This window comes from Paenibacillus sp. YPG26, from assembly GCF_023704175.1.
Lineage (GTDB): Bacteria > Bacillota > Bacilli > Paenibacillales > Paenibacillaceae > Fontibacillus.
Genome location: NZ_CP084530.1, coordinates 1,785,555 through 1,804,614 on the forward strand (window position 1 = coordinate 1,785,555; position 19,060 = coordinate 1,804,614).

Here is a 19,060-nt window from a genome sequence, read left to right on the forward strand (position 1 = left end):
TTCCTATATCTCCTGACAGGCTTCTGGCGGCGGACACGGGTAGGGGCAACAACAGTGCTCTGCCGTTGCAAATCATTAATTACCTGAGTGAATAACGAAGCGGATGCTCTCAAAAGCATTTTTCCTTCGGCGAAATTTGAGGAGGGGATTTCATTGGCACTGGAAAAAGTAGATATTTTCAAGGACATAGCCGAGCGTACCGGAGGTGACATTTACCTTGGTGTTGTTGGAGCTGTCCGTACAGGTAAATCAACCTTTATAAAAAGGTTCGTAGAGACCGTAGTCCTGCCTAACATCACTAACGAAGCTGACCGCGTGCGCGCAATTGACGAGCTTCCGCAAAGCGCAGCTGGAAAAACCATTATGACGACGGAACCGAAATTCGTACCGAATAATGCGGTTCAAATTAAGGTGGACGAAGGCCTCGAAGTGAATGTGCGCTTGGTTGATTGTGTAGGGTATGCGGTAGAAGGAGCAAAAGGATATGAGGACGAGAATGGTCCGCGTATGATCTCAACGCCTTGGTTCGAGGAACCTATTCCTTTCCAAGAAGCTGCAGAGATAGGCACCCGCAAGGTGATTCAGGAACACTCCACACTGGGTGTCGTGGTCACCACGGACGGAACGATCGCGGATATCCCCCGGTATTCTTATGTGGAGTCCGAGGAGCGGGTCATTGCTGAGCTGAAGGAAGTCGGCAAGCCGTTCGTGCTTATCATCAATTCAACCCGGCCGCGCAGCGAAGAGGCGCTTCAGCTTCGCAGCGAGCTCGCCGCGAAGTATGATATTCCGGTACTTACGCTCAGCGCGGCAACAATGACGGAGGAAGATGTAACCGGCGTACTTCGCGAGGTGCTGTATGAGTTCCCTGTCCATGAAGTGAATGTGAATCTTCCGAGCTGGGTCATGGTGCTGAATGAGAACCACTGGCTGCGCAGCAACTATGAGAACTCTGTTCGTGATACGGTGAAGGATATCCGCCGTCTGCGGGATGTGGATCGTGTTGTTACGAATTTCCTTGAGTATGACTTCATTGAACGTGCCGGTCTGAGCGGCCTTAACATGGGTCAAGGTGTGGCCGAGATTGACCTGTTCGCTCCAGATGAATTATATGACCAGATCCTGACCGACGTGGTAGGTGTGGAGATACGGGGCAAAGATCATTTGCTGCAGCTTATGCAGGAATTCACCCATGCCAAGAAAGAATACGACCGCTTCGCTGAAGCGCTGGAGATGGTTAAGAATACCGGGTATGGAATCGCGGCGCCAACACTGGCTGAGATGGCTCTGGATGAGCCTGAGCTGATCCGTCAAGGCTCCAGATTTGGCGTGAGACTCAAAGCCACCGCCCCATCCATTCATATGATCCGTGTGGATGTAGAATCTGAATTCTCGCCAATTATCGGTACCGAGAAGCAGAGCGAGGAGCTTGTACGCTACTTGGTACAGGATTTCGAGAGTGATCCGATCAAAATCTGGGAATCGGACATTTTTGGAAGATCCCTGCATTCCATTGTGCGCGAAGGCATTCAGGGCAAGATTGCCTTAATGCCGGACAATGCCCGGTACAAATTACAGGAGACGCTGGGGAGAATTATCAACGAAGGCTCAGGTGGGCTAATTGCCATTATTTTGTAACCATGAGAATTATGACCGGCCAAGGTCCAACTTGGTCGGTTTTTTTCTGTGAAAGGGCACTAGAATCGAGCGAAAACCCTTAAATACCTTGAAATTCTGCTTTAGGTGTATTACTATAAGTTTGTTCTTCCGAAGATTAACGTATATTTTCGGTCAAAACGGAAACAAAGTATAGCAGAGAAGCAGTTATTCCTTTTCGGGGAGGTGAAACAGGATGAACAAATCTGACTTGATCGCACAGGTGTCTGAATCTACGGAACTGTCCAAAAAGGATGTTACTAAAGCCGTTGACGCTGTATTTGAAGCGATTTCAGAAGCACTTCAAAATGGGGATAAAGTCCAGCTGGTGGGCTTCGGTAACTTTGAAGTTCGTGAACGTTCCGCACGCAAAGGACGCAATCCACAAACCGGAGAGGAAATCGAAATCCCTGCGAGCAAAATCCCAGCTTTTAAACCGGGTAAAGCGCTCAAAGACGGAATCAAATAAGATTTCTACATATTTCTTCCGTTACCAAAGACCGTGAGCTTCTGTTCACGGCCTTTTCTTTTCGCGAGGAGCAAGGCAATTCGAAGCAGGAGGTTCAATTATAGTGGACGAACAAAATGTGAACAATGCGGACTACTTTGTAGTTAAAGCCAAGGAGCAAGGAGTACAGGTCATTGGACTTACCCGCGGAAGAGACACCCGGTTCCATCACACGGAGAAGCTGGACAAAGGCGAGGTTCTGATTGCCCAGTTCACAGACCACACTTCAGCTGTCAAGGTTCGAGGCAAAGCCATTGTCATGACCAAGCACGGAGTAATTGATACGGAAGACTAACCGCAGGCGTTGCCTGCTTTTTTTATACACAAAGTTATGCAGCGGCAGAATTATAAAGACGTTCTTCCTGGCGCCCGAAATGTATAGAATGAGGTAGAGACTCTAATGTACTTGCCCTGCAGCAGGCACATCTTGGATGAGGGGGAGGATGCCTTGAGAAGGTGGACAACAAGCATTGCCGCAATCCTTATAGCTGTGACTACGGTACTTGCTTTGGCATCCCTCACTGGTCAAGGGACGGCTTGGAGCGGGTCCAGGGTGTATAGTGCTTTTGCCAGTGCGAAAGTCGTTGACCTCAGGGAGAATAATCTTGTGGATGAGCTTGCGGGGCTGCCCCTGTCTGTACGTATTGCAAAGGTTAACCTGGACCAGTCGATCCTCTCGGTGGAACTCAAAATTGGGGAGAAGAGCTATCAGCCTTCCGTACTCTACCTGGACATGGCCGAGCTGATCCGGTTCGCATTCGAGAGAACGAGTAACGTAAGTCAGCTCTTGATCCGGCTGGTTGCCGAAGACAAGTGGGTCGGGACCAAGCATTTACTGCTTGCTGCCGATGTACGGCGCGGAGAGTGGCCCTCTTCCGCATTGGATGATCTGGAGAACCTGGGAGATCAACCGTTATCTGGTGAACTTAAGAGATACTTCCGTATTTCAGCTACTAGCCTGTGGAAGAACCGCTTTGAGCGGACTGACTGGTAATTCCTCTCGTTTCTGCCTAACTCCGTGCGTGCCGAAACAACATATGCTATAATATATTGGATTGTGACATGTAACTAGACATCGTCAGTATGAGCGGCCCGGAGGACACGGATGAGAACCTATCGCATACCCGAATTAGCAAAAAAATACGTCGATTATGACATGATAACGACCCACACGGAGCTGCCGCCTTTGGCGAATGCCCGTGTTCGTTTGCTTTACACCTTTTTAATCGGTCAAGAAGGATTTAGTGAGGCTGAGGCCGAGAATATCGCCCTGGCTGTATATCTTGTCCAGCTAGGTATGGATACGCATGACCTTATTGATGCGGAGCCGATCCGCAAAGAGGAGGGCCTAATGCGCTCCCGTCAGTTGAATGTGCTGGCAGGGGATTACTTCAGCAGCTTGTTCTATGAGCTGCTTGCCGGCGCCGGCCGGATTGAATTAATCTCTGAGCTCAGCTCCTCTGTATGTGAAGTGAACCGTAAGAAAGTGAATTTGTATACAAAGCTTGCGCAGTCAGATTTGTCTTCGGAGGTTATCTTCAATAGCCAGGTGGAGCTTAACAAGGAATTGTACCTGCCTATAAGCTCACTGATTGATTCAGCACACCAGCATGTCTGGCTGAAGCTGCTCCATGAAGTCAGCTGCTGTGAGATAGCTGTGGTTCATCTGAACAATGCAGCAGTGAGCTCGGTGGCAGTTGGAGGCCCTTCGTTAGTTAATGTCAAGCATACTCACGACTTGGGGAACCGCCTGTTAACCGGACAGGAGCATTATGACTGGGTAACGGACGTGCTCCGGCAATCGCTGGAGAGGATTCAGCAGTTATTGTCAGATGTACAGAGTGAACGGCTCCGTGAGGAGCTCCGCGAGTTAATACAGCCTTTTGTATCCAAGCTAAGATTATTGAAGCCTGTTTTATAAGGAAGGGAAAGTGAAAGAAATCAATGGAATCACAATCTCCTAATCAAAAGGAAAAATTTGTGCACTCCGTGTTCGAGAGCATAGCTCCTAAATACGATCTTATGAATGACATCTTAAGCTTCCGCAGGCACAAGGCCTGGCGTAAGTTCACCATGAACAAAATGGCTATGTCGTCCGGGGACACCGCCCTGGATCTCTGCTGCGGAACCTGCGACTGGACAATAAGTATGGCAGAGGAGAGCGGTGGCCAGATCAAGGGCCTGGATTTCAGTGAGAATATGCTTCAGGTGGGACGGGGCAAAATTCATGCCCGCGGACTGGACGGAAGAATTCAGCTTTATCAGGGCAATGCGATGGACCTGCCTTTTGAGACGGGCCAATTTGATTACGCCACGATCGGCTTTGGATTAAGGAACGTTCCTGACCTGCACCAGGTGCTGCGCGAGATGAAGCGTGTGGTGAAGCCGGGCGGAATGGTCGTATGCCTTGAATTGTCCAAGCCAACTTGGCAGCCTTTCAAAGGTATTTATTACTTCTATTTCAACAGAGTACTTCCTCTTCTAGGCAAAATGTTCGCTAAACGCTACGAGCAATACAAGTGGCTCCCGGACTCGCTTGTACAATTTCCTGGAAGGCATGAGCTGGCTCAAATATTCCGTGACATCGGACTGACTCAGGTGGAAGCTTATCCTCTGACAGGTGGAATTGCCGCACTACATATCGGAATCAAGGAGACGCCAGATGTTTAAGAAAACTGCCATTTTTCTACAAATGATCAAATTTGAACATACCGTTTTTGCTCTTCCATTTGCCTTTATGGGAGCTCTTCTGGGCTCTGTTGCGGTAAATGGTCATCTGCCCAGCTGGTCACAGATCGGCTGGGTACTGCTTGCCATGTTCGGCGCAAGAAGCGCCGCAATGGGTCTTAACCGCCTGATTGACAGGGTAAGCGACAAGAAGAACCCGCGTACCGCGGGCCGCGCCATTCCGGCTGGACTGCTGCGTATCAGTGAAGTTGTTGTTTTCATCATTGTCTCATTTATCCTGCTCTTCTGGGCAGCATCACAGCTTAATCCACTTTCGGTCAAGCTGCTTCCGATCGCAGTATTTATGCTGGTCTTATATTCCTATACCAAGCGCTTCACCTGGCTCTGTCACGTTGTGCTCGGAATGACCATTGCACTCGCACCGCTCGGCGGCTGGGTAGCCGTGACAGAAACTGTTAATGGGGCAGCGATGGTATTTTTTGTGACCATTACGTTCTGGGTTGCCGGCTTCGATATTATCTATTCCTGCCAGGATATTGAGTTCGATCGCAAAGAAGGGTTGTTCTCGATTCCAGCCCGTTTTGGTGTGGCTGCATCTCTCAAGATAGCCAGAGTATTTCATATTGTTACCGCGCTTGGTTTCGTAGCCCTCTTCCTTATGACTCATCTAGGCTGGTGGTATATTACCGGGATGGTCATTGCCTACTTAATACTATTTTATGAGCACACCATCGTCTCTCCCAAAGATTTAAGCCGCCTTCAGACCGCATTCTTCTTGATGAATGGGGTTCTGAGCATTGTTGTGTTCTCGTTCACGCTGATCGATCTGCTGGTGAGCCAATGATGAAGGTTCAAGTAGATTCCCGTGCCGTAGAATTATATTCGTCCAAGTCTTATGTCGTTGGCATCACTGGTGCCAGCGGGTCGGTGTATGGAGTTAGATTGATTGAAGTGCTCCTTCAGTTCGGAATCACCGTCCATATTGTAGTCTCCAATGCGGGCTGGCGGGTGATCAAGGAGGAGCTCGGCTGGAATGTGTCTGACCGGGAAGGGCTGCTTCAAGAGAAGTTCGGCTCATTGCCCGGGAGTTACCAGTATCACCCCGTGGCTGATATTGGAGCTTCCATAGCTAGCGGTTCGTTCCGTGTGGATGGAATGATCATTATGCCGTGCTCCATGGGCACGCTGTCTTCCATTGCACATGGCTCGTCCGACAATCTGATGACCCGTGCTGCGGATGTGATGATGAAGGAGTCCCGCACACTTGTGCTGGTGCCCAGAGAGACACCGCTTCATGCGATTCATCTTGAGAATATGCTTACCTTGGCCAGGCTCGGAGTACGGATGATTCCCGCAATGCCGGCCTTTTATTTCGGTCCGAAGAGCATGGATGATTTGATTAATTTCCTAGTGGGTAAAGTACTAGACAGTCTTAACATTGATCATCGATTGTTTACGAGATGGGGTGACACAGATGGACAGAAGGGAGAACAGAATCCTCATCGGACAAATTGATTATACGAATGTATGGCCGGTATTCCATCATTTTCGTCCGGAATCCTTATCCCGCAAGGTGAGTATGGTTACGGAGGTCCCGGCTGTGCTCAACCGTCGGATGCTAGAGGGATCTTTGGATGTATCGCCAATTTCATCATTTGCCTACGGAATCGGACACGAGAAATTTCTGCTGCTGCCTGATTTATCTGTTAGTGCCAGAAGTGCGGTTAATTCTATTCTACTGTTCTCAAGGGAACCCTTGGAGCATGTGATTAATGGCCGAATTGCGCTTACGAATACGTCGGCTACATCCATTAACCTTCTCAAGATTATTATAGAGAAAGCCTATGGCGGCAAGCCTACATATTGGAACAGTGAACCTGATCTAGCTTCGATGATGAGAGATAGTGATGCGGCGCTGCTTATCGGGGACCATGCGATTCGGGCTTCCTGGGAGCCTCACGGTTATATTGTCACAGACTTAGGGGAAGTCTGGAAAAGATGGAGCGGTTACGGCATGACCTTCGCTGTATGGACTGTTCAAAGGACTTTCGCGGAGCGCCACGGGGATTTCCTGGCCGAGATACTGAACGCATTTACATTAAGCAAACAGAAAAGTCTTCATGATCTGGAGCCTTTAATTCATCGATCTGTAGAAGAAATTGGAGGTTCTCCGGTCTACTGGCGACATTACTTCAGTAATCTGTGTTATGATTTCTTGGACGAGCAGCGGGCAGGACTCGCGCTGTATTTCAAATATGCTTATGAAATGGGTCTGCTTGAGACCGAAGTACCTTTAAATATGTGGAGTGACAATAAGCTGACACGGGTGAAAGAATGAAACTATTGGATATTTTCGGGACACTAAAGAAAGATATGGATGCTGTGGAGCAGCAGTTGTACCGGAGCATCGATGTGGATCAGGGGCTGCTTAAGGAGACTTCTCTTCACCTGCTTCAGGCGGGAGGGAAGAGGCTGCGTCCTGTATTCGTCCTGCTGGGAGGCAAATTCGGTGACTATAATCTTGAGCGTCTCCAGCATATTGCAGTTCCTCTTGAATTAATTCATTCGGCATCCCTAGTGCACGATGATGTCATTGATGACGCTCACACCCGCCGCGGCAAGCCAACGGTGAAATCAAAATGGGATAACAAGATCGCCATGTACACAGGCGATTATATTTATGCCAAGGCGCTCTCCATCGTGACGAAGCTGGGTAACCCGGAGATACACCAGGTGCTATCCAAAGCATTAGTCCAAATGTCCATCGGCGAGATGGAACAGATTCGTGACTTCTTCAATACGGGACAATCGGTCCGGAATTATCTGCTTCGGATCCGCCGCAAGACGGCTCTCCTGATCGCAGTAAGCTGCCAGCTTGGAGCCATCGCAGCCGAAGCGCCTGTGGAAGTGAGCCGATTATTATACAGATACGGATATAACGTGGGCATGGCTTTTCAAATCCGGGATGATCTGCTGGATCTAAGAGGGACTGAGAAGCAGCTGGGCAAGCCGCCTGGCAGTGATATGAGACAGGGGAATATTACGCTCCCCGTATTATTCGCTCTTCAGGAAGATAGATTGCGTGAACCGCTGCTGCGTGAGATCGCGAATATCCGCGCGGGGGACGGATCTACGGATACTTCCAAGGCCATCCAGATGATACTCGGCAGCCAAGGGATATCCCGTGCGGAATTACTCGCTGACAGGTATATCGAGAAGGCGCTTTCCTCCTTGCAGCGGCTGAAAGACAACAAGGCGAAGAAGCATTTGCAGGACATTGCGTATTTTGTCAACAGAAGAGCCTATTAAGCACTTATCACCCTTACATTATTCTGCTAATATATGGAGTGAGTCCGCTAGATTCGCGTGGTATAAGAGAGAAGCGGCGTCACAACGGGAGGGTTACCTATGGAACGTACTTTTTTAATGGTGAAACCAGATGGTGTGCAGCGCGGCCTTATAGGCCGTATCATTAGCCGTTTGGAAGACAAAGGGTTCAAGCTGGTTGCTGCCAAGCCTGTCCAAATTACGCAGGAGCAAGCAAAAAGACATTATGCGGAACATGAAGGCAAGCCTTTTTTTGACAACCTGGTGAGTTTCATCACTTCGGCACCCGTGTTCGCAATGGTCTGGGAAGGCGACGAGATCGTGACGCTGTCACGTATCGTCATTGGCAAGACAAAAGTAACCGAAGCACTGCCTGGCACTATCCGGGGAGACTATGCTGCTCATACGCCTTCGAACCTCATTCACGGGTCCGATTCGCCCGAGAGTGCTGAACGTGAAATTGCCAACTTCTTCGAGCCTCACGAAATACTTAATTATACGAAGAGTACTGACACGTGGATCTAAGCCGTATCCCATCTCAAGCTGACAAGACGGAACATGAGGGAACGACACCAGATCCCGATTATGTAGGTTTTATTCAAAGTGTGAAGCAGCATACCGGTATTGACCTTTCGCAGTATAAGGAAGCTCAAATGAAACGGAGATTGACCACCCTGCGCACCAAGAATGGTCACTCATCGTTCGCATCCTTCTTCGATGCCATGATGGCCGATAAGAAGCTCTTCTACGAATTTCTTGATAAAATGACGATTAATGTCTCTGAATTCTGGCGTAATCCGAACCGGTGGGAAGTTCTGAGGGATAAGATCATTCCTGAACTAACTGAGGGTGGTAAGTCGCGTCTGAAAGTATGGAGCGCAGCTTGCTCCACGGGAGAGGAGCCTTATACCATAGCCATGATCCTCTCTGATCTGGGCATGCTTCAGAATAGTTATTTGCTGGCCTCGGATATTGATGAAGGAGCTCTTGCGAAGGCTAACCAGGGGCTATACCTGGAGAGATCCCTGAAGGATGTTCCGGAGGAAGTAAGCCGGCGCTATTTCACACCTGAAGGCAGTACGATGAGTGCGATGTACAGGGTGGACGACAAGCTGAAGAAGGCGGTCACGTTCAAGAAGCAGAACCTTCTGCTGGATCGTTTCGAAGAAGAATTTGATCTTATCGTATGCCGGAATGTGATGATTTACTTTACCGAAGAAGCCAAGAGTGCCTTATATACTAAGTTTGCGAACGCGCTGCGCCCTGGAGGCATCCTGTTCGTTGGAAGCACGGAGCAGATCTTCTCTCCGGGCAGATATGGACTGGAAGCTGCAGAAACTTTCTTTTATCGTAAAAAGTGATACCACAAGTATAAACATGTCCTTATTCTCCGATACTGGTTACATGCGAATTCATATCGGAGGCAGGTCATGGACAAAAGAAAAGTGATTCACGCTTACCAGCGCGGATTCCTGACTCTTCAGGAGTGCGCGCAAATTCTTGGTGTAGAGAGAAGACACGTAGAAAGTCTGCTCGTCAGCAAGAATGAAGAAGATAGAAACAAGCTTAAGGCGGCTCTTCTTGGCAGGGAAACTGTCGGATAGATGAGCTCATACTGAGAAGTTATGGACGCCCCCTCTTCCAGCTTGGGAGAGGGGGCGTTTTTTGTTTTGGAGCCGGTTCTTTGGCTTTCCTTGTCAAAAGCGCAGAACCTATACTATAATGAGCAAAGAATTCTCGGATTTTAGCCAATTACAGTTTAACAGTTTAAAGGGGGAACGCATCATGAGTTTACGTTATTTAACGGCAGGGGAGACGCACGGTCCCCAGCTAACTGCGATTATAGAGGGATTACCGAGTAATCTGGAGATTGATTTCGAAGCTCTTAATTTTCAACTTTTACGTCGTCAAAAGGGTTACGGCCGCGGCCGCCGCATGCAGATCGAGAAGGATACGGCCAAAATTGCCGGTGGAGTGCGTCACGGTTATACCACAGGAGCTCCTGTTGCCCTTATCGTAGAGAATAATGACTGGAAGCATTGGCAGAACATTATGAATATTGAGCCGATTGAAGGATCAGACGAAGAGAAGCGCCGCGTACACCGTCCAAGACCGGGACATGCTGATCTGAATGGCGGACTGAAATATAATCTGAAAGATCTTCGTAATGTGCTTGAGCGTTCCAGCGCGCGTGAGACAGCGATTCGTGTCGCTTGTGGTGCGGTGGCCCGGCAATTGCTGGAGCATTTCGGAATTCGGATTGCCGGACAGGTTATCCGGATTGGAGAGATCGAAGCGCCACCTCATAATTTGTCACTGGATGAGCTTCGGGAAGCAACAGAGCAATCTTCCGTTCGTGTGGTAGATGCCGAGACCGAGAAGAAGATGGAAGCCTACATCGATCAGATCAAGCAGGATGGAGATTCCATCGGCGGGATTGTGGAATGTATTGTCGAAGGCGTGCCAGTTGGACTTGGAAGCCATGTGCAATATGACCGCAAGCTCGATGGGCGGATTGCTCAGGCAGTTATGTCGATTAACGCATTCAAAGGTGTTGAGATTGGTATCGGATTTGAAGCGGGAACCATTCCGGGTTCCAAAGTTCATGATGAAATTATGTACAGCGAGGAACGCGGATACCACCGGGCTACCAACCGTCTTGGAGGCTTTGAAGGTGGTATGACAAATGGGATGCCTCTCGTGGTGCGCGGCGTAATGAAACCGATTCCTACGCTCTACAAGCCTTTGCAAAGTGTTGATATTGATACGAAGGAGCCTTTCACTGCCCAGGTTGAACGTTCCGATGCTTGTGCTGTTCCAGCAGCAAGTGTTGTCTTGGAAAGTGTTGTCGCATGGGAAGTGGCGAAAGCCTTCCTGGAGAAATTCGGCGGGGACTCTATCGAGGAAATCGAAAGAAACGTGAACAGCTACAAAGAGCAATTGGGGAACTATTAATGAGAACGCTTATGGTGGAATTGGGCGAGCGTTCCTACCCCATTTACATTGGAAGCGGTCTGCTGAACGACTTGGGGACATATCTTGATAAGCACGGTATAACTACCAAAAACACCTTATTGCTTGTGACCGACGATAATATTGCACCTCTCTATCTTGAGACGACATTACATATACTCCAGCAGAGCGGATATCGTGTGGTGACGTCGGTCGTCACGGCCGGTGAGAAAGCCAAATCGCTATCTGTGTTCGAGAATGTGATGACGGCAGCCATTGAGGGCGGGCTTGACCGGAACTCCGCCGTGCTTGCTCTAGGTGGTGGAGTGGTTGGTGACCTTGCAGGCTTCGTAGCCGCCAGCTATATGCGTGGAGTCCGCTTCGTTCAGATTCCTACCACAATTCTCGCCCACGACAGCAGTGTGGGAGGCAAGGTTGCTGTGAATCACCCGCTGGCTAAGAATATGATCGGCGCATTCCATCAGCCTGAGCTGGTTCTCTACGATGTGGATACCCTGCAGACACTTCCAATACGGGAAGTGAAGGCTGGTTACTCGGAGATGATCAAGCATGGCCTGATCTGGGATGAAGCCTTCGCGAAGTGGTGTCTTGAACATGCAGATAACCTGTTGTCACTGAACCGGGACGATCTGGCTTATGGACTGGAGCGGGGATGTGCGGTCAAGGCAGCGGTCGTCTCGCAGGATGAACGAGAGAATGGACTGCGTGCCATCCTTAATCTGGGCCATACGATCGGCCATGCAATTGAGGCGGTTGGAGGTTATGGCGAGTTTTTACACGGGGAAGCGATCTCAATTGGCATGATGGGATCTGCAATTCTGGCCGTGAAGCGTGGTAGAGATCAGTCAATCTACACACGGACCAAGGAGCTGTTCGAGAGGTTCGGGCTGCCTACTTCACTGCCAAGGCATTTGGAGACAGAGAGTCTTATCCAGGCGCTTCTCCATGACAAGAAGTTCAAGGACAACAAGATTGTCTTCGTACTTCCGGTTGCTATAGGCAAGGTTGATATCGTAACCGACATCACACTGGACGAGGTCCGTAGTGTAATAGAGCAGTTGAAAGAGGAGGCATAACGGATGTACAACCGTGGTATACGGGGAGCAACTACAGTTAACCGGAATGATGAGAATGAGATCCTGCACGAGACCGTCGTCTTGCTAAAAGAGATTGTGTCCCAAAATGAGATCACTCCGGAGGATATTTGCAGTGTGTGGATTACGATGACGCAGGATCTTGATGCGACTTTCCCTGCCCGTGCCATCCGGCAGATGAATGGCTGGGACTTGGTCCCGCTCATGTGCTCAACTGAAATTCCGGTTAAAGGAAGCCTGCCACTCTGTATTCGATTGATGATTCAGGTGAATACGAACAAGAGCCAGCGTGAAATGAAGCATGTCTATCTGAATGAAGCGAAGGCACTTCGTCCAGACCTTACTGTTTCGGGTAACTAGCAGAATCAGAACATGAGCGTGTTGCCAATCCGATGGGATCTGGTGTATAGTGAGTACAGTGCAATTAGTACTATAGAGCCGAGTAGAGTTAAGTTTGAGATGAGCAGAGTTGAGCTGAGCGAAGTCCTTTGGTAGATGAATCGGTCGTATGCCTGGTAGTGGAAGAGGCAGTGATAGCGATTCTTGATTTGCGCGGGTGTGTGTACGGATACACCAGGCGGATTCCAGTCCTTGGGACGACGATAGTTTACTTCACTGTACATTCAAGCTAGCCTCTACTTCGGTAGAGGCTTTTTATTTTATCAACATTATTTATAGCCGATCTATTCAAGATAAAGGAGTGAAGGACAATGACAACCCCGCGTACCCAGGAAGTAATTCAAATGGCCAAACAATATAACCTGATCCCTGTTGTTCGTACGCTAATGGCGGATATGGAGACGCCAATCCGTTTGTTCCAGCGGTTTGCGCAGCGTGATCGGGCGTTTTTACTTGAAAGTGTAGAGGGTGGGGTACAATGGGCCCGGTACTCTTTTATCGGAACAGATCCTTTTCTGATGATATCCGCCAAGAAGGGCGGCGTGGTTATTGAACAAGGCGGAGAGGAGAGGTCGCTCTCGGGTAAGCCAATCGAGGAATTAAAGGCGATCCTTCGCAGCTACCGAAGCCCAGAGCTTCCAGATATGCCGCCATTTACGGGCGGTGCCATCGGATTCTTCGGTTATGACCTGCTTCAGTACTACGAGAAGCTTCCTGCACACGCAGTGGATGATCTCCAGATGAAGGATATCCAGTTCATGTTCTGTGATCAAGTTATTGTATTTGACCATGTGAAGCAGCGTATCTTGCTTGTGGCGAATCTTCATGTGACTGACGGAGCAACGGATGCGGAGATTATAGAGGCTTATGAGGCTACGCTTACCAAGCTTGATAAGATGGCTGAGGTGCTTCAACAGGAGGGACCTGGCGAGAGCTTCAACCGGCGTCCTTTTCCGGAAGATGTAGAGCTTGGAGAAATTGCCTCGAACATGACGAAAGAGCAGTATATCAATAATGTCATACAAGCTCAGGAATATATCCGATCAGGCGATATTTTCCAAGTGGTGTTATCCCAAAGGTTCCATATTGAGACAGAAGTATCTCCTCTACATGTATACCGGGTGCTCCGGACCTTGAACCCATCCCCGTATATGTACTATCTCAAAATGGATGACGAAATTATCGTAGGTACTTCTCCAGAAGCCTTGGTCAAGGTGGAGAACGGACGCGTTGAGACCAGACCTATCGCCGGAACCAGACCCCGCGGAGCAAATGAGACGGAAGACCGGGAGCTTGCTGAAGAGCTTCTACAGGATGAGAAGGAGCGTGCGGAGCATCTAATGCTGGTCGATCTGGGACGCAATGATCTAGGGCGTGTATCCGAATACGGTACAGTCAAATGTGATTCGTTCATGGAGATCGAGAAATACTCCCATGTCATGCATATCGTCTCTAATGTATCGGGGGAGCTTCGCAAAGACAAGGATTTCTTTGATGCTTTCCTCTCCTGTCTGCCTGCAGGAACTGTCTCCGGGGCTCCAAAGCTGAGAGCGATGGAGATTATAGCGGAATTTGAGCGGGAAGCCCGCGGCACGTACGCCGGGGCAATTGGTTATCTGGGCTTCTCCGGGAATATGGACTCCTGCATTACTATAAGGACCATTGTCTTCAAGAAGGGTAAAGCCTATGTTCAAGCAGGGGCAGGAATTGTATGGGACTCGGTTCCTGAGAAGGAATATGAGGAGACAGTGAATAAAGCCAAGGCGCTTCTGAAGGCAATCCGGACGGCAGAGCAGATGTTCCCGGTATCGCCAGGCAGTGACGGAGTTATTAATCAAGATTATCTTTATGAATACACGCCTTAAAGGATTAAAGGAGGAGATAAAGATGAGCGGAATCGAAACACTGCAGACGGGGATATCACGTGTAATATCAGGGCAGAACTTGGGCCGGGAAGAAGCCCGGAGTATAATGGAAGTGATCATGGCGGGCTCGGCTACACCTTCACAGATCGGCGGACTTCTGACAGCGCTTCGGATGAAAGGGGAGACTGTTGAAGAAATTACTGGCTTTGCGGAGGCTATGCGCGGTTACGGCAACCGGCTCCATACGGAATCCAGACAACTGCTGGATACTTGTGGAACAGGCGGCTCCGGAATCCACAAATTCAACATTTCCACTACTTCAGCTATTGTCGCAGCCTCGGTATCCGTGCGGGTTGCTAAGCACGGTAACCGCTCGGCATCAGGTCGTGCCGGAAGTGCAGATGTGCTCGAAGCTCTAGGTGTAAATATTCATCTATCGGCGGATCAGGCAGAGAAGTGCCTGGATGATATCGGTATTTGTTTTCTCTTCGCTCAGATCTACCATCCATCCATGAAGCATGCGGCCGCAACCCGCAAGGAACTGGGGATAAGAACGGTATTTAACATGCTGGGGCCGCTTACCAATCCGGCTTCGGCAGATCGTCAGGTGCTTGGCATCTATGATGGCAGCAAGACGGAGGTCATTGCTGAGGTTCTAAGAGAACTTGGATCCAAGCGCGCGCTTGTGGTTACAAGTCATGAAGGTCTGGATGAGATCAGTATTTCCGCACCAACCCGGGTATCTGAACTGAAGAATGGCGTGATTCACACTTACGAACTGCATCCGAATGATCTCGGGCTCAGGGTGTATCCGCTTGGCGATGTTATTGGCGGAGATCCTCAGGTTAATGCGGATATTATCCGCCGTGTGCTTCAAGGTGAGAAGGGTCCTTATCGGGACGTTGTTCTTGCTAATGCAGGTGCTTGTATTTATGTGTCCGGTCTTGCAGAGACCATTCAAGATGGGGTAACTATGGCATCGGAAGCCATTGACTCCGGGAAAGCTCAGAACAAACTTGAGCAGCTTATTCAAACGACGGGAGAAATTAGCTATGTATCTTGATCGCATTGTCGCAACCAAACATAAAGAAGTATCCGAGCTGGCTGAGGGCTTCTCGCTTTCAGCAGTGGAGCGGGCTATTGCGGACATGCCGCCAACTCTGGGTTTCCACCACGCCGTGTCGGACGGCCGCAGACGTTCCATGGGACTTATCGCGGAAGTGAAAAAAGCTTCGCCTTCCAAAGGTCTAATCCGCCCGGACTTTAATCCTGTAGAGATCGCCAAGACCTATGCGGATGCAGGAGCAGATTGTATTTCGGTGCTTACAGATAAAGAGTATTTCCAAGGAAGTGGCGAGTACTTGAGAGCAATACGTCAAGCCGTGCAGGTTCCGCTGCTGCGTAAGGATTTCATCATTGATGAGCGTCAAGTCTACGAAGCCCGGCTTCTAGGCGCGGATGCAGTCCTGCTAATCGCCGCGATTCTAACGGATCAGCAATTGAAGCAGTACGAAGCAGCAGCGGCCGCATTAGGCCTTGATGCTCTTGTAGAGGTCCATGACAGAGAAGAACTGGAGCGTGTGCTGAACCTCGGAACTTCCAAGCTAATTGGGATTAACAACCGTAATCTAAGAACCTTCGAAGTGAGTCTGCGGACGACAGAAGAGCTGGTTGATCTGGTTCCGGCGGGAATTACTTTGATTAGCGAGAGTGGAATATCCAAGGCGGAAGATATTGAATATCTGTCTTCCTGCGGCGCTCACGGGGTTCTGGTAGGCGAGACGTTCATGCGCAGACCGCAGGTGGGAGAGGCAGTATACGAGTTAATGGGGCCTCTTGTCCATGGGAACGGGGCAGTTCATGGCTGAACCATCGGTAAAAATTTGTGGACTTCAGGACGTTGAAGTGCTAAAATCTATGATAAACTTGCCTGTTGATCACATTGGATTTGTATTCGCGAAGAGCAGACGACAGGTGACCGCTGAACAGGTGGCGTCGTTGATTCCTATCCTGAAGGAGTGGGACAGTACAGCGACGCCCGAAAGCGTCGGTGTATTTGTTAATCCCACAATGGAAGAGCTGGCTGATATTTTGCAGAGCGCGAGTCTGGATATCGTTCAGCTGCATGGACAGGAGTCGCCTGAATTTTGTCTTGAAGTGAAGAGACGTTTCGGCGTGAAGGTGTATAAGGTACTTTCTATTAAGAACAACAGTGATATTGAAGGTTCTGACCTGGTAGATTACAAGGGTGCTTTGGATGGTCTGCTGCTGGATACCTATGATCCGATTTATGGTGGAGGATCCGGCCATACTTTTGATTGGAAGCAGATCGAGCCCTATCAGACATGGACGAAGCAGGAGGGAATTCCTCTAATCATAGCAGGCGGGCTGCACCCGGATAATGTGGGTGACCTGCTTGAGCATTTTCAGCCCGATGGTGTAGATGTGTCCAGTGGAGTAGAGACCAATGGAATTAAGGATATTGCCAAAATACGAGCTTTTGTCGAGAGGGTGAAGCGCTAGATGACACAGGTACCAGATGAGAAAGGGCGATTTGGCGACTTCGGTGGCCGTTATGTTCCCGAGACGCTTATGAATGCCTTGATCGAACTTGAAGAGGCTTACCGCCATTATTCGCAGGAGCCTGCTTTTCAGGATGAAATTGACTATCTGTTGAAACAATATTCCGGGCGGGAGACACCTCTGTTCTATGCAGAACGTTTGTCTACGCATCTGGGTGGAGCCAAAATCTATCTAAAGCGGGAGGACCTGAACCACACAGGAGCCCATAAGATCAACAATGCGATTGGTCAAGGTATTCTAGCCAAACGGATGGGCAAAGCGAAGGTGATTGCCGAGACTGGGGCAGGGCAGCACGGGGTTGCCACGGCAACGGTTGCTGCACTGCTTGGCCTGGAATGTAAAGTGTTCATGGGAGAAGAGGACATGAAGCGTCAGCAGCTTAATGTATTCCGGATGAAGCTTCTTGGGGCGGAAGTCGTTCCGGTCATATCCGGTACCCGTACACTTAAGGATGCGTGTAACGAAGCGCTGCGATACTGGGTCAGCCATGTACAGGATACATTCTACATTCTGGGGTCCGCTACAGGCCCGCACCCGTATCCTATGATGGTGCGTAACTTCCAGCGGATTATTGGAGACGAGACACGGCGTCAGATTCTGGAATTTGAAGGAAGACTTCCGGATCTGATTGTCGCCGCGGTTGGCGGGGGAAGCAATGCAATTGGCATGTTCTATCCTTTCGTTGAAGATACATCCGTTAAGCTGCTTGGTGTTGAGGCAGCAGGCCACGGCGTAGATACAGAATATCATGCGGCGACAATGACAAAGGGAACCAAAGGGGTCTTCCAGGGTTCACTGAGTTATCTGCTTCAGGATGCCTTTGGTCAAGTGCTTCCCGCACACTCGATTTCGGCTGGACTGGATTACCCGGGAATTGGCCCCGAGCATTCCTATCTCAAAGATATCGAGCGCGCTCAATATGCTCCAATATCCGATCAGGAGGCTCTAGACGCCCTTCAGCTCCTCAGCCGTACCGAAGGGATAATCCCTGCATTGGAGTCGGCTCATGCTGTAGCTCAGGTGATCAAGGAAGCACCCAAACTATCTTCTGATCAGATTATCGTTATCTGTCTCTCGGGTAGGGGAGATAAGGATGTTGAATCCATTATGAGTTATCTGGGAGGTGATCCGTCATGAATCTGATGGATCAGAAATTTGCCGAGCTGAGGGCGGCGGGTCGTACCGCCCTTATTCCCTTCTTGACTGTGGGCGATCCGGATCTGGATACCACCGTGGACTTGATTGTGCAGATGGAGGCGGCGGGTGCGGACGTCCTGGAGCTGGGTGTGCCTTACTCGGATCCTCTTGCAGATGGCCCCGTAATCCAGCGGGCTTCAGAGCGCGCGCTTACCAATTCCTCGGTAACGGTTGGAGCCTGTATCGATGTTGCCGTGCAAGCAAGACAGCGTGGGGTTAAGATTCCTTTTGTTCTGTTCACTTACTTTAACCCAGTCCTGCAGATCGGGCTGGAGACCTTCTTCCAGCAGCTCGCAGAGCACGAGATCAGCGGGTTGATCATTCCGGATCTGCCTATCGAGGAATCGGAGGAAGTGCTGGCTCTGGCCGATGCCGCCGGAATTAGCCTGGTGCCGCTAGTAGCACCTACTTCGAATGAGCGTATTACCCGCATATTAAGCAATGCACGTGGATTCATTTATTGTGTCTCCTCTTTGGGAGTCACTGGGGAACGCAGCTCCTTCCACGAGGGCGTGGAGCAATTTATTCATGAGGTTAAGTCCCGCACGGATCTTCCGGTTGCAGTAGGGTTCGGGATATCGAGCCGTGAGCAGGTGGAGCGCTTCTCAGCTATATGTGACGGTGTCGTGGTAGGAAGTGCCATTGTCCGCACCATTGAAGAGACAATTCCACTGCTCGCGGATTCCGAGAATAGAGACAAAGGTCTGTTGCAAATTCGTGATTTTGTGGCACAATTGAAAGTCTAGAATAGGGTAGTCACTTAGCTATGC

The 19,060-nt window shown here is 49.7% G+C and carries 22 protein-coding genes; all 22 read left to right on the top strand.

The window, feature by feature from the left end; genetic code table 11:
• Window positions 1-159: 159 nt before the first annotated feature.
• The 22 genes from spoIVA to trpA all read left to right on the top strand — a co-directional run bounded on the left by spoIVA (window position 160) and on the right by trpA (window position 19,036).
• Entirely contained in the window at window positions 160-1,638 is a 1,479-nt protein-coding gene (gene spoIVA / locus LDO05_RS08380) for a stage IV sporulation protein A (RefSeq protein ID WP_251378667.1), read from the top strand.
• Between the two features lie 214 nt (window positions 1,639-1,852).
• The gene (locus LDO05_RS08385) at window positions 1,853-2,125 is read left to right on the top strand and encodes an HU family DNA-binding protein (protein WP_068617082.1); all 273 of its coding nucleotides are present in this window, start codon (window positions 1,853-1,855) and stop codon (window positions 2,123-2,125) included.
• 97 nt (window positions 2,126-2,222) lie between these two features.
• Window positions 2,223-2,459: a trp RNA-binding attenuation protein MtrB gene (gene mtrB, locus LDO05_RS08390; protein ID WP_481857054.1), complete on the top strand. Its 237-nt coding sequence runs from the start codon at window positions 2,223-2,225 to the stop codon at window positions 2,457-2,459.
• Between the two features lie 153 nt (window positions 2,460-2,612).
• Window positions 2,613-3,158: a hypothetical protein gene (locus LDO05_RS08395; RefSeq protein ID WP_251378383.1), complete on the top strand. Its 546-nt coding sequence runs from the start codon at window positions 2,613-2,615 to the stop codon at window positions 3,156-3,158.
• A gap of 111 nt (window positions 3,159-3,269) precedes the next feature.
• The gene (locus LDO05_RS08400) at window positions 3,270-4,085 is read left to right on the top strand and encodes a heptaprenyl diphosphate synthase component 1 (RefSeq protein WP_251378384.1); all 816 of its coding nucleotides are present in this window, start codon (window positions 3,270-3,272) and stop codon (window positions 4,083-4,085) included.
• Between the two features lie 23 nt (window positions 4,086-4,108).
• Window positions 4,109-4,834 (top strand): demethylmenaquinone methyltransferase, encoded by a 726-nt coding sequence (locus LDO05_RS08405; RefSeq protein ID WP_251378385.1) that lies wholly within the window; start codon window positions 4,109-4,111, stop codon window positions 4,832-4,834.
• A complete protein-coding gene (locus LDO05_RS08410) occupies window positions 4,827-5,696 on the top strand; it encodes a UbiA-like polyprenyltransferase (protein WP_251378386.1) in 870 nt (289 codons plus the stop codon). Before LDO05_RS08405 ends, LDO05_RS08410 begins: the two co-directional genes overlap by 8 nt.
• Window positions 5,693-6,367 (top strand): UbiX family flavin prenyltransferase, encoded by a 675-nt coding sequence (locus LDO05_RS08415; protein ID WP_251378387.1) that lies wholly within the window; start codon window positions 5,693-5,695, stop codon window positions 6,365-6,367. Before LDO05_RS08410 ends, LDO05_RS08415 begins: the two co-directional genes overlap by 4 nt.
• Window positions 6,327-7,190: a menaquinone biosynthesis protein gene (locus LDO05_RS08420; protein ID WP_251378388.1), complete on the top strand. Its 864-nt coding sequence runs from the start codon at window positions 6,327-6,329 to the stop codon at window positions 7,188-7,190. Before LDO05_RS08415 ends, LDO05_RS08420 begins: the two co-directional genes overlap by 41 nt.
• Window positions 7,187-8,161 carry a polyprenyl synthetase family protein gene (locus tag LDO05_RS08425; RefSeq protein WP_251378389.1) on the top strand — a complete coding sequence of 325 codons (975 nt, stop codon included), beginning with the start codon at window positions 7,187-7,189 and terminating at the stop codon, window positions 8,159-8,161. Before LDO05_RS08420 ends, LDO05_RS08425 begins: the two co-directional genes overlap by 4 nt.
• Window positions 8,162-8,260: 99 nt before the next feature.
• On the top strand, window positions 8,261-8,704 hold the full coding sequence (gene ndk, locus LDO05_RS08430; protein ID WP_251378390.1) for a nucleoside-diphosphate kinase: 444 nt from the start codon (window positions 8,261-8,263) through the stop codon (window positions 8,702-8,704).
• Complete coding sequence (locus LDO05_RS08435; protein ID WP_276575576.1) at window positions 8,695-9,540, top strand: CheR family methyltransferase; 846 nt, start codon at window positions 8,695-8,697, stop codon at window positions 9,538-9,540. The genes ndk and LDO05_RS08435 overlap by 10 nt, the downstream gene beginning before the upstream one ends.
• Before the next feature lie 69 nt (window positions 9,541-9,609).
• Window positions 9,610-9,783, top strand: a complete 174-nt coding sequence (locus LDO05_RS08440) for a hypothetical protein (RefSeq protein WP_251378391.1) — start codon at window positions 9,610-9,612, stop codon at window positions 9,781-9,783.
• A 181-nt stretch (window positions 9,784-9,964) separates the two neighbouring features.
• On the top strand, window positions 9,965-11,134 hold the full coding sequence (gene aroC, locus LDO05_RS08445) for a chorismate synthase (protein WP_251378392.1): 1,170 nt from the start codon (window positions 9,965-9,967) through the stop codon (window positions 11,132-11,134).
• Entirely contained in the window at window positions 11,134-12,228 is a 1,095-nt protein-coding gene (gene aroB / locus LDO05_RS08450; protein WP_251378393.1) for a 3-dehydroquinate synthase, read from the top strand. Before aroC ends, aroB begins: the two co-directional genes overlap by 1 nt.
• A gap of 3 nt (window positions 12,229-12,231) precedes the next feature.
• Window positions 12,232-12,606 carry a chorismate mutase gene (aroH, locus tag LDO05_RS08455; RefSeq protein ID WP_251378394.1) on the top strand — a complete coding sequence of 125 codons (375 nt, stop codon included), beginning with the start codon at window positions 12,232-12,234 and terminating at the stop codon, window positions 12,604-12,606.
• Between the two features lie 350 nt (window positions 12,607-12,956).
• A complete protein-coding gene (gene trpE, locus LDO05_RS08460; protein WP_251378395.1) occupies window positions 12,957-14,510 on the top strand; it encodes an anthranilate synthase component I in 1,554 nt (517 codons plus the stop codon).
• Between the two features lie 22 nt (window positions 14,511-14,532).
• Window positions 14,533-15,573 (top strand): anthranilate phosphoribosyltransferase, encoded by a 1,041-nt coding sequence (trpD, locus tag LDO05_RS08465; RefSeq protein ID WP_251378396.1) that lies wholly within the window; start codon window positions 14,533-14,535, stop codon window positions 15,571-15,573.
• Entirely contained in the window at window positions 15,563-16,378 is an 816-nt protein-coding gene (gene trpC, locus LDO05_RS08470; protein WP_251378397.1) for an indole-3-glycerol phosphate synthase TrpC, read from the top strand. Before trpD ends, trpC begins: the two co-directional genes overlap by 11 nt.
• Window positions 16,371-17,033 carry a phosphoribosylanthranilate isomerase gene (locus tag LDO05_RS08475; protein WP_251378669.1) on the top strand — a complete coding sequence of 221 codons (663 nt, stop codon included), beginning with the start codon at window positions 16,371-16,373 and terminating at the stop codon, window positions 17,031-17,033. Before trpC ends, LDO05_RS08475 begins: the two co-directional genes overlap by 8 nt.
• Window positions 17,034-18,230 (top strand): tryptophan synthase subunit beta, encoded by a 1,197-nt coding sequence (gene trpB, locus LDO05_RS08480; protein WP_251378398.1) that lies wholly within the window; start codon window positions 17,034-17,036, stop codon window positions 18,228-18,230. It begins immediately after the preceding gene.
• Window positions 18,227-19,036, top strand: a complete 810-nt coding sequence (trpA, locus tag LDO05_RS08485; protein WP_251378399.1) for a tryptophan synthase subunit alpha — start codon at window positions 18,227-18,229, stop codon at window positions 19,034-19,036. Before trpB ends, trpA begins: the two co-directional genes overlap by 4 nt.
• Window positions 19,037-19,060 lie beyond the last annotated feature (24 nt).

Coding starts and splice junctions, on each gene's coding strand:
- LDO05_RS08385 (WP_068617082.1), top strand. CDS start 1,853: ATGAACAAATCTGACTTGATCGCACAGGTGTCTGAATCTACGGAACTG.
- LDO05_RS08400 (WP_251378384.1), top strand. CDS start 3,270: ATGAGAACCTATCGCATACCCGAATTAGCAAAAAAATACGTCGATTAT.
- LDO05_RS08405 (WP_251378385.1), top strand. CDS start 4,109: ATGGAATCACAATCTCCTAATCAAAAGGAAAAATTTGTGCACTCCGTG.
- LDO05_RS08410 (WP_251378386.1), top strand. CDS start 4,827: ATGTTTAAGAAAACTGCCATTTTTCTACAAATGATCAAATTTGAACAT.
- LDO05_RS08415 (WP_251378387.1), top strand. CDS start 5,693: ATGATGAAGGTTCAAGTAGATTCCCGTGCCGTAGAATTATATTCGTCC.
- LDO05_RS08420 (WP_251378388.1), top strand. CDS start 6,327: ATGGACAGAAGGGAGAACAGAATCCTCATCGGACAAATTGATTATACG.
- LDO05_RS08425 (WP_251378389.1), top strand. CDS start 7,187: ATGAAACTATTGGATATTTTCGGGACACTAAAGAAAGATATGGATGCT.
- ndk (WP_251378390.1), top strand. CDS start 8,261: ATGGAACGTACTTTTTTAATGGTGAAACCAGATGGTGTGCAGCGCGGC.
- LDO05_RS08440 (WP_251378391.1), top strand. CDS start 9,610: ATGGACAAAAGAAAAGTGATTCACGCTTACCAGCGCGGATTCCTGACT.
- aroC (WP_251378392.1), top strand. CDS start 9,965: ATGAGTTTACGTTATTTAACGGCAGGGGAGACGCACGGTCCCCAGCTA.
- aroB (WP_251378393.1), top strand. CDS start 11,134: ATGAGAACGCTTATGGTGGAATTGGGCGAGCGTTCCTACCCCATTTAC.
- aroH (WP_251378394.1), top strand. CDS start 12,232: ATGTACAACCGTGGTATACGGGGAGCAACTACAGTTAACCGGAATGAT.
- trpE (WP_251378395.1), top strand. CDS start 12,957: ATGACAACCCCGCGTACCCAGGAAGTAATTCAAATGGCCAAACAATAT.
- trpD (WP_251378396.1), top strand. CDS start 14,533: ATGAGCGGAATCGAAACACTGCAGACGGGGATATCACGTGTAATATCA.
- trpC (WP_251378397.1), top strand. CDS start 15,563: ATGTATCTTGATCGCATTGTCGCAACCAAACATAAAGAAGTATCCGAG.
- LDO05_RS08475 (WP_251378669.1), top strand. CDS start 16,371: ATGGCTGAACCATCGGTAAAAATTTGTGGACTTCAGGACGTTGAAGTG.
- trpB (WP_251378398.1), top strand. CDS start 17,034: ATGACACAGGTACCAGATGAGAAAGGGCGATTTGGCGACTTCGGTGGC.
- trpA (WP_251378399.1), top strand. CDS start 18,227: ATGAATCTGATGGATCAGAAATTTGCCGAGCTGAGGGCGGCGGGTCGT.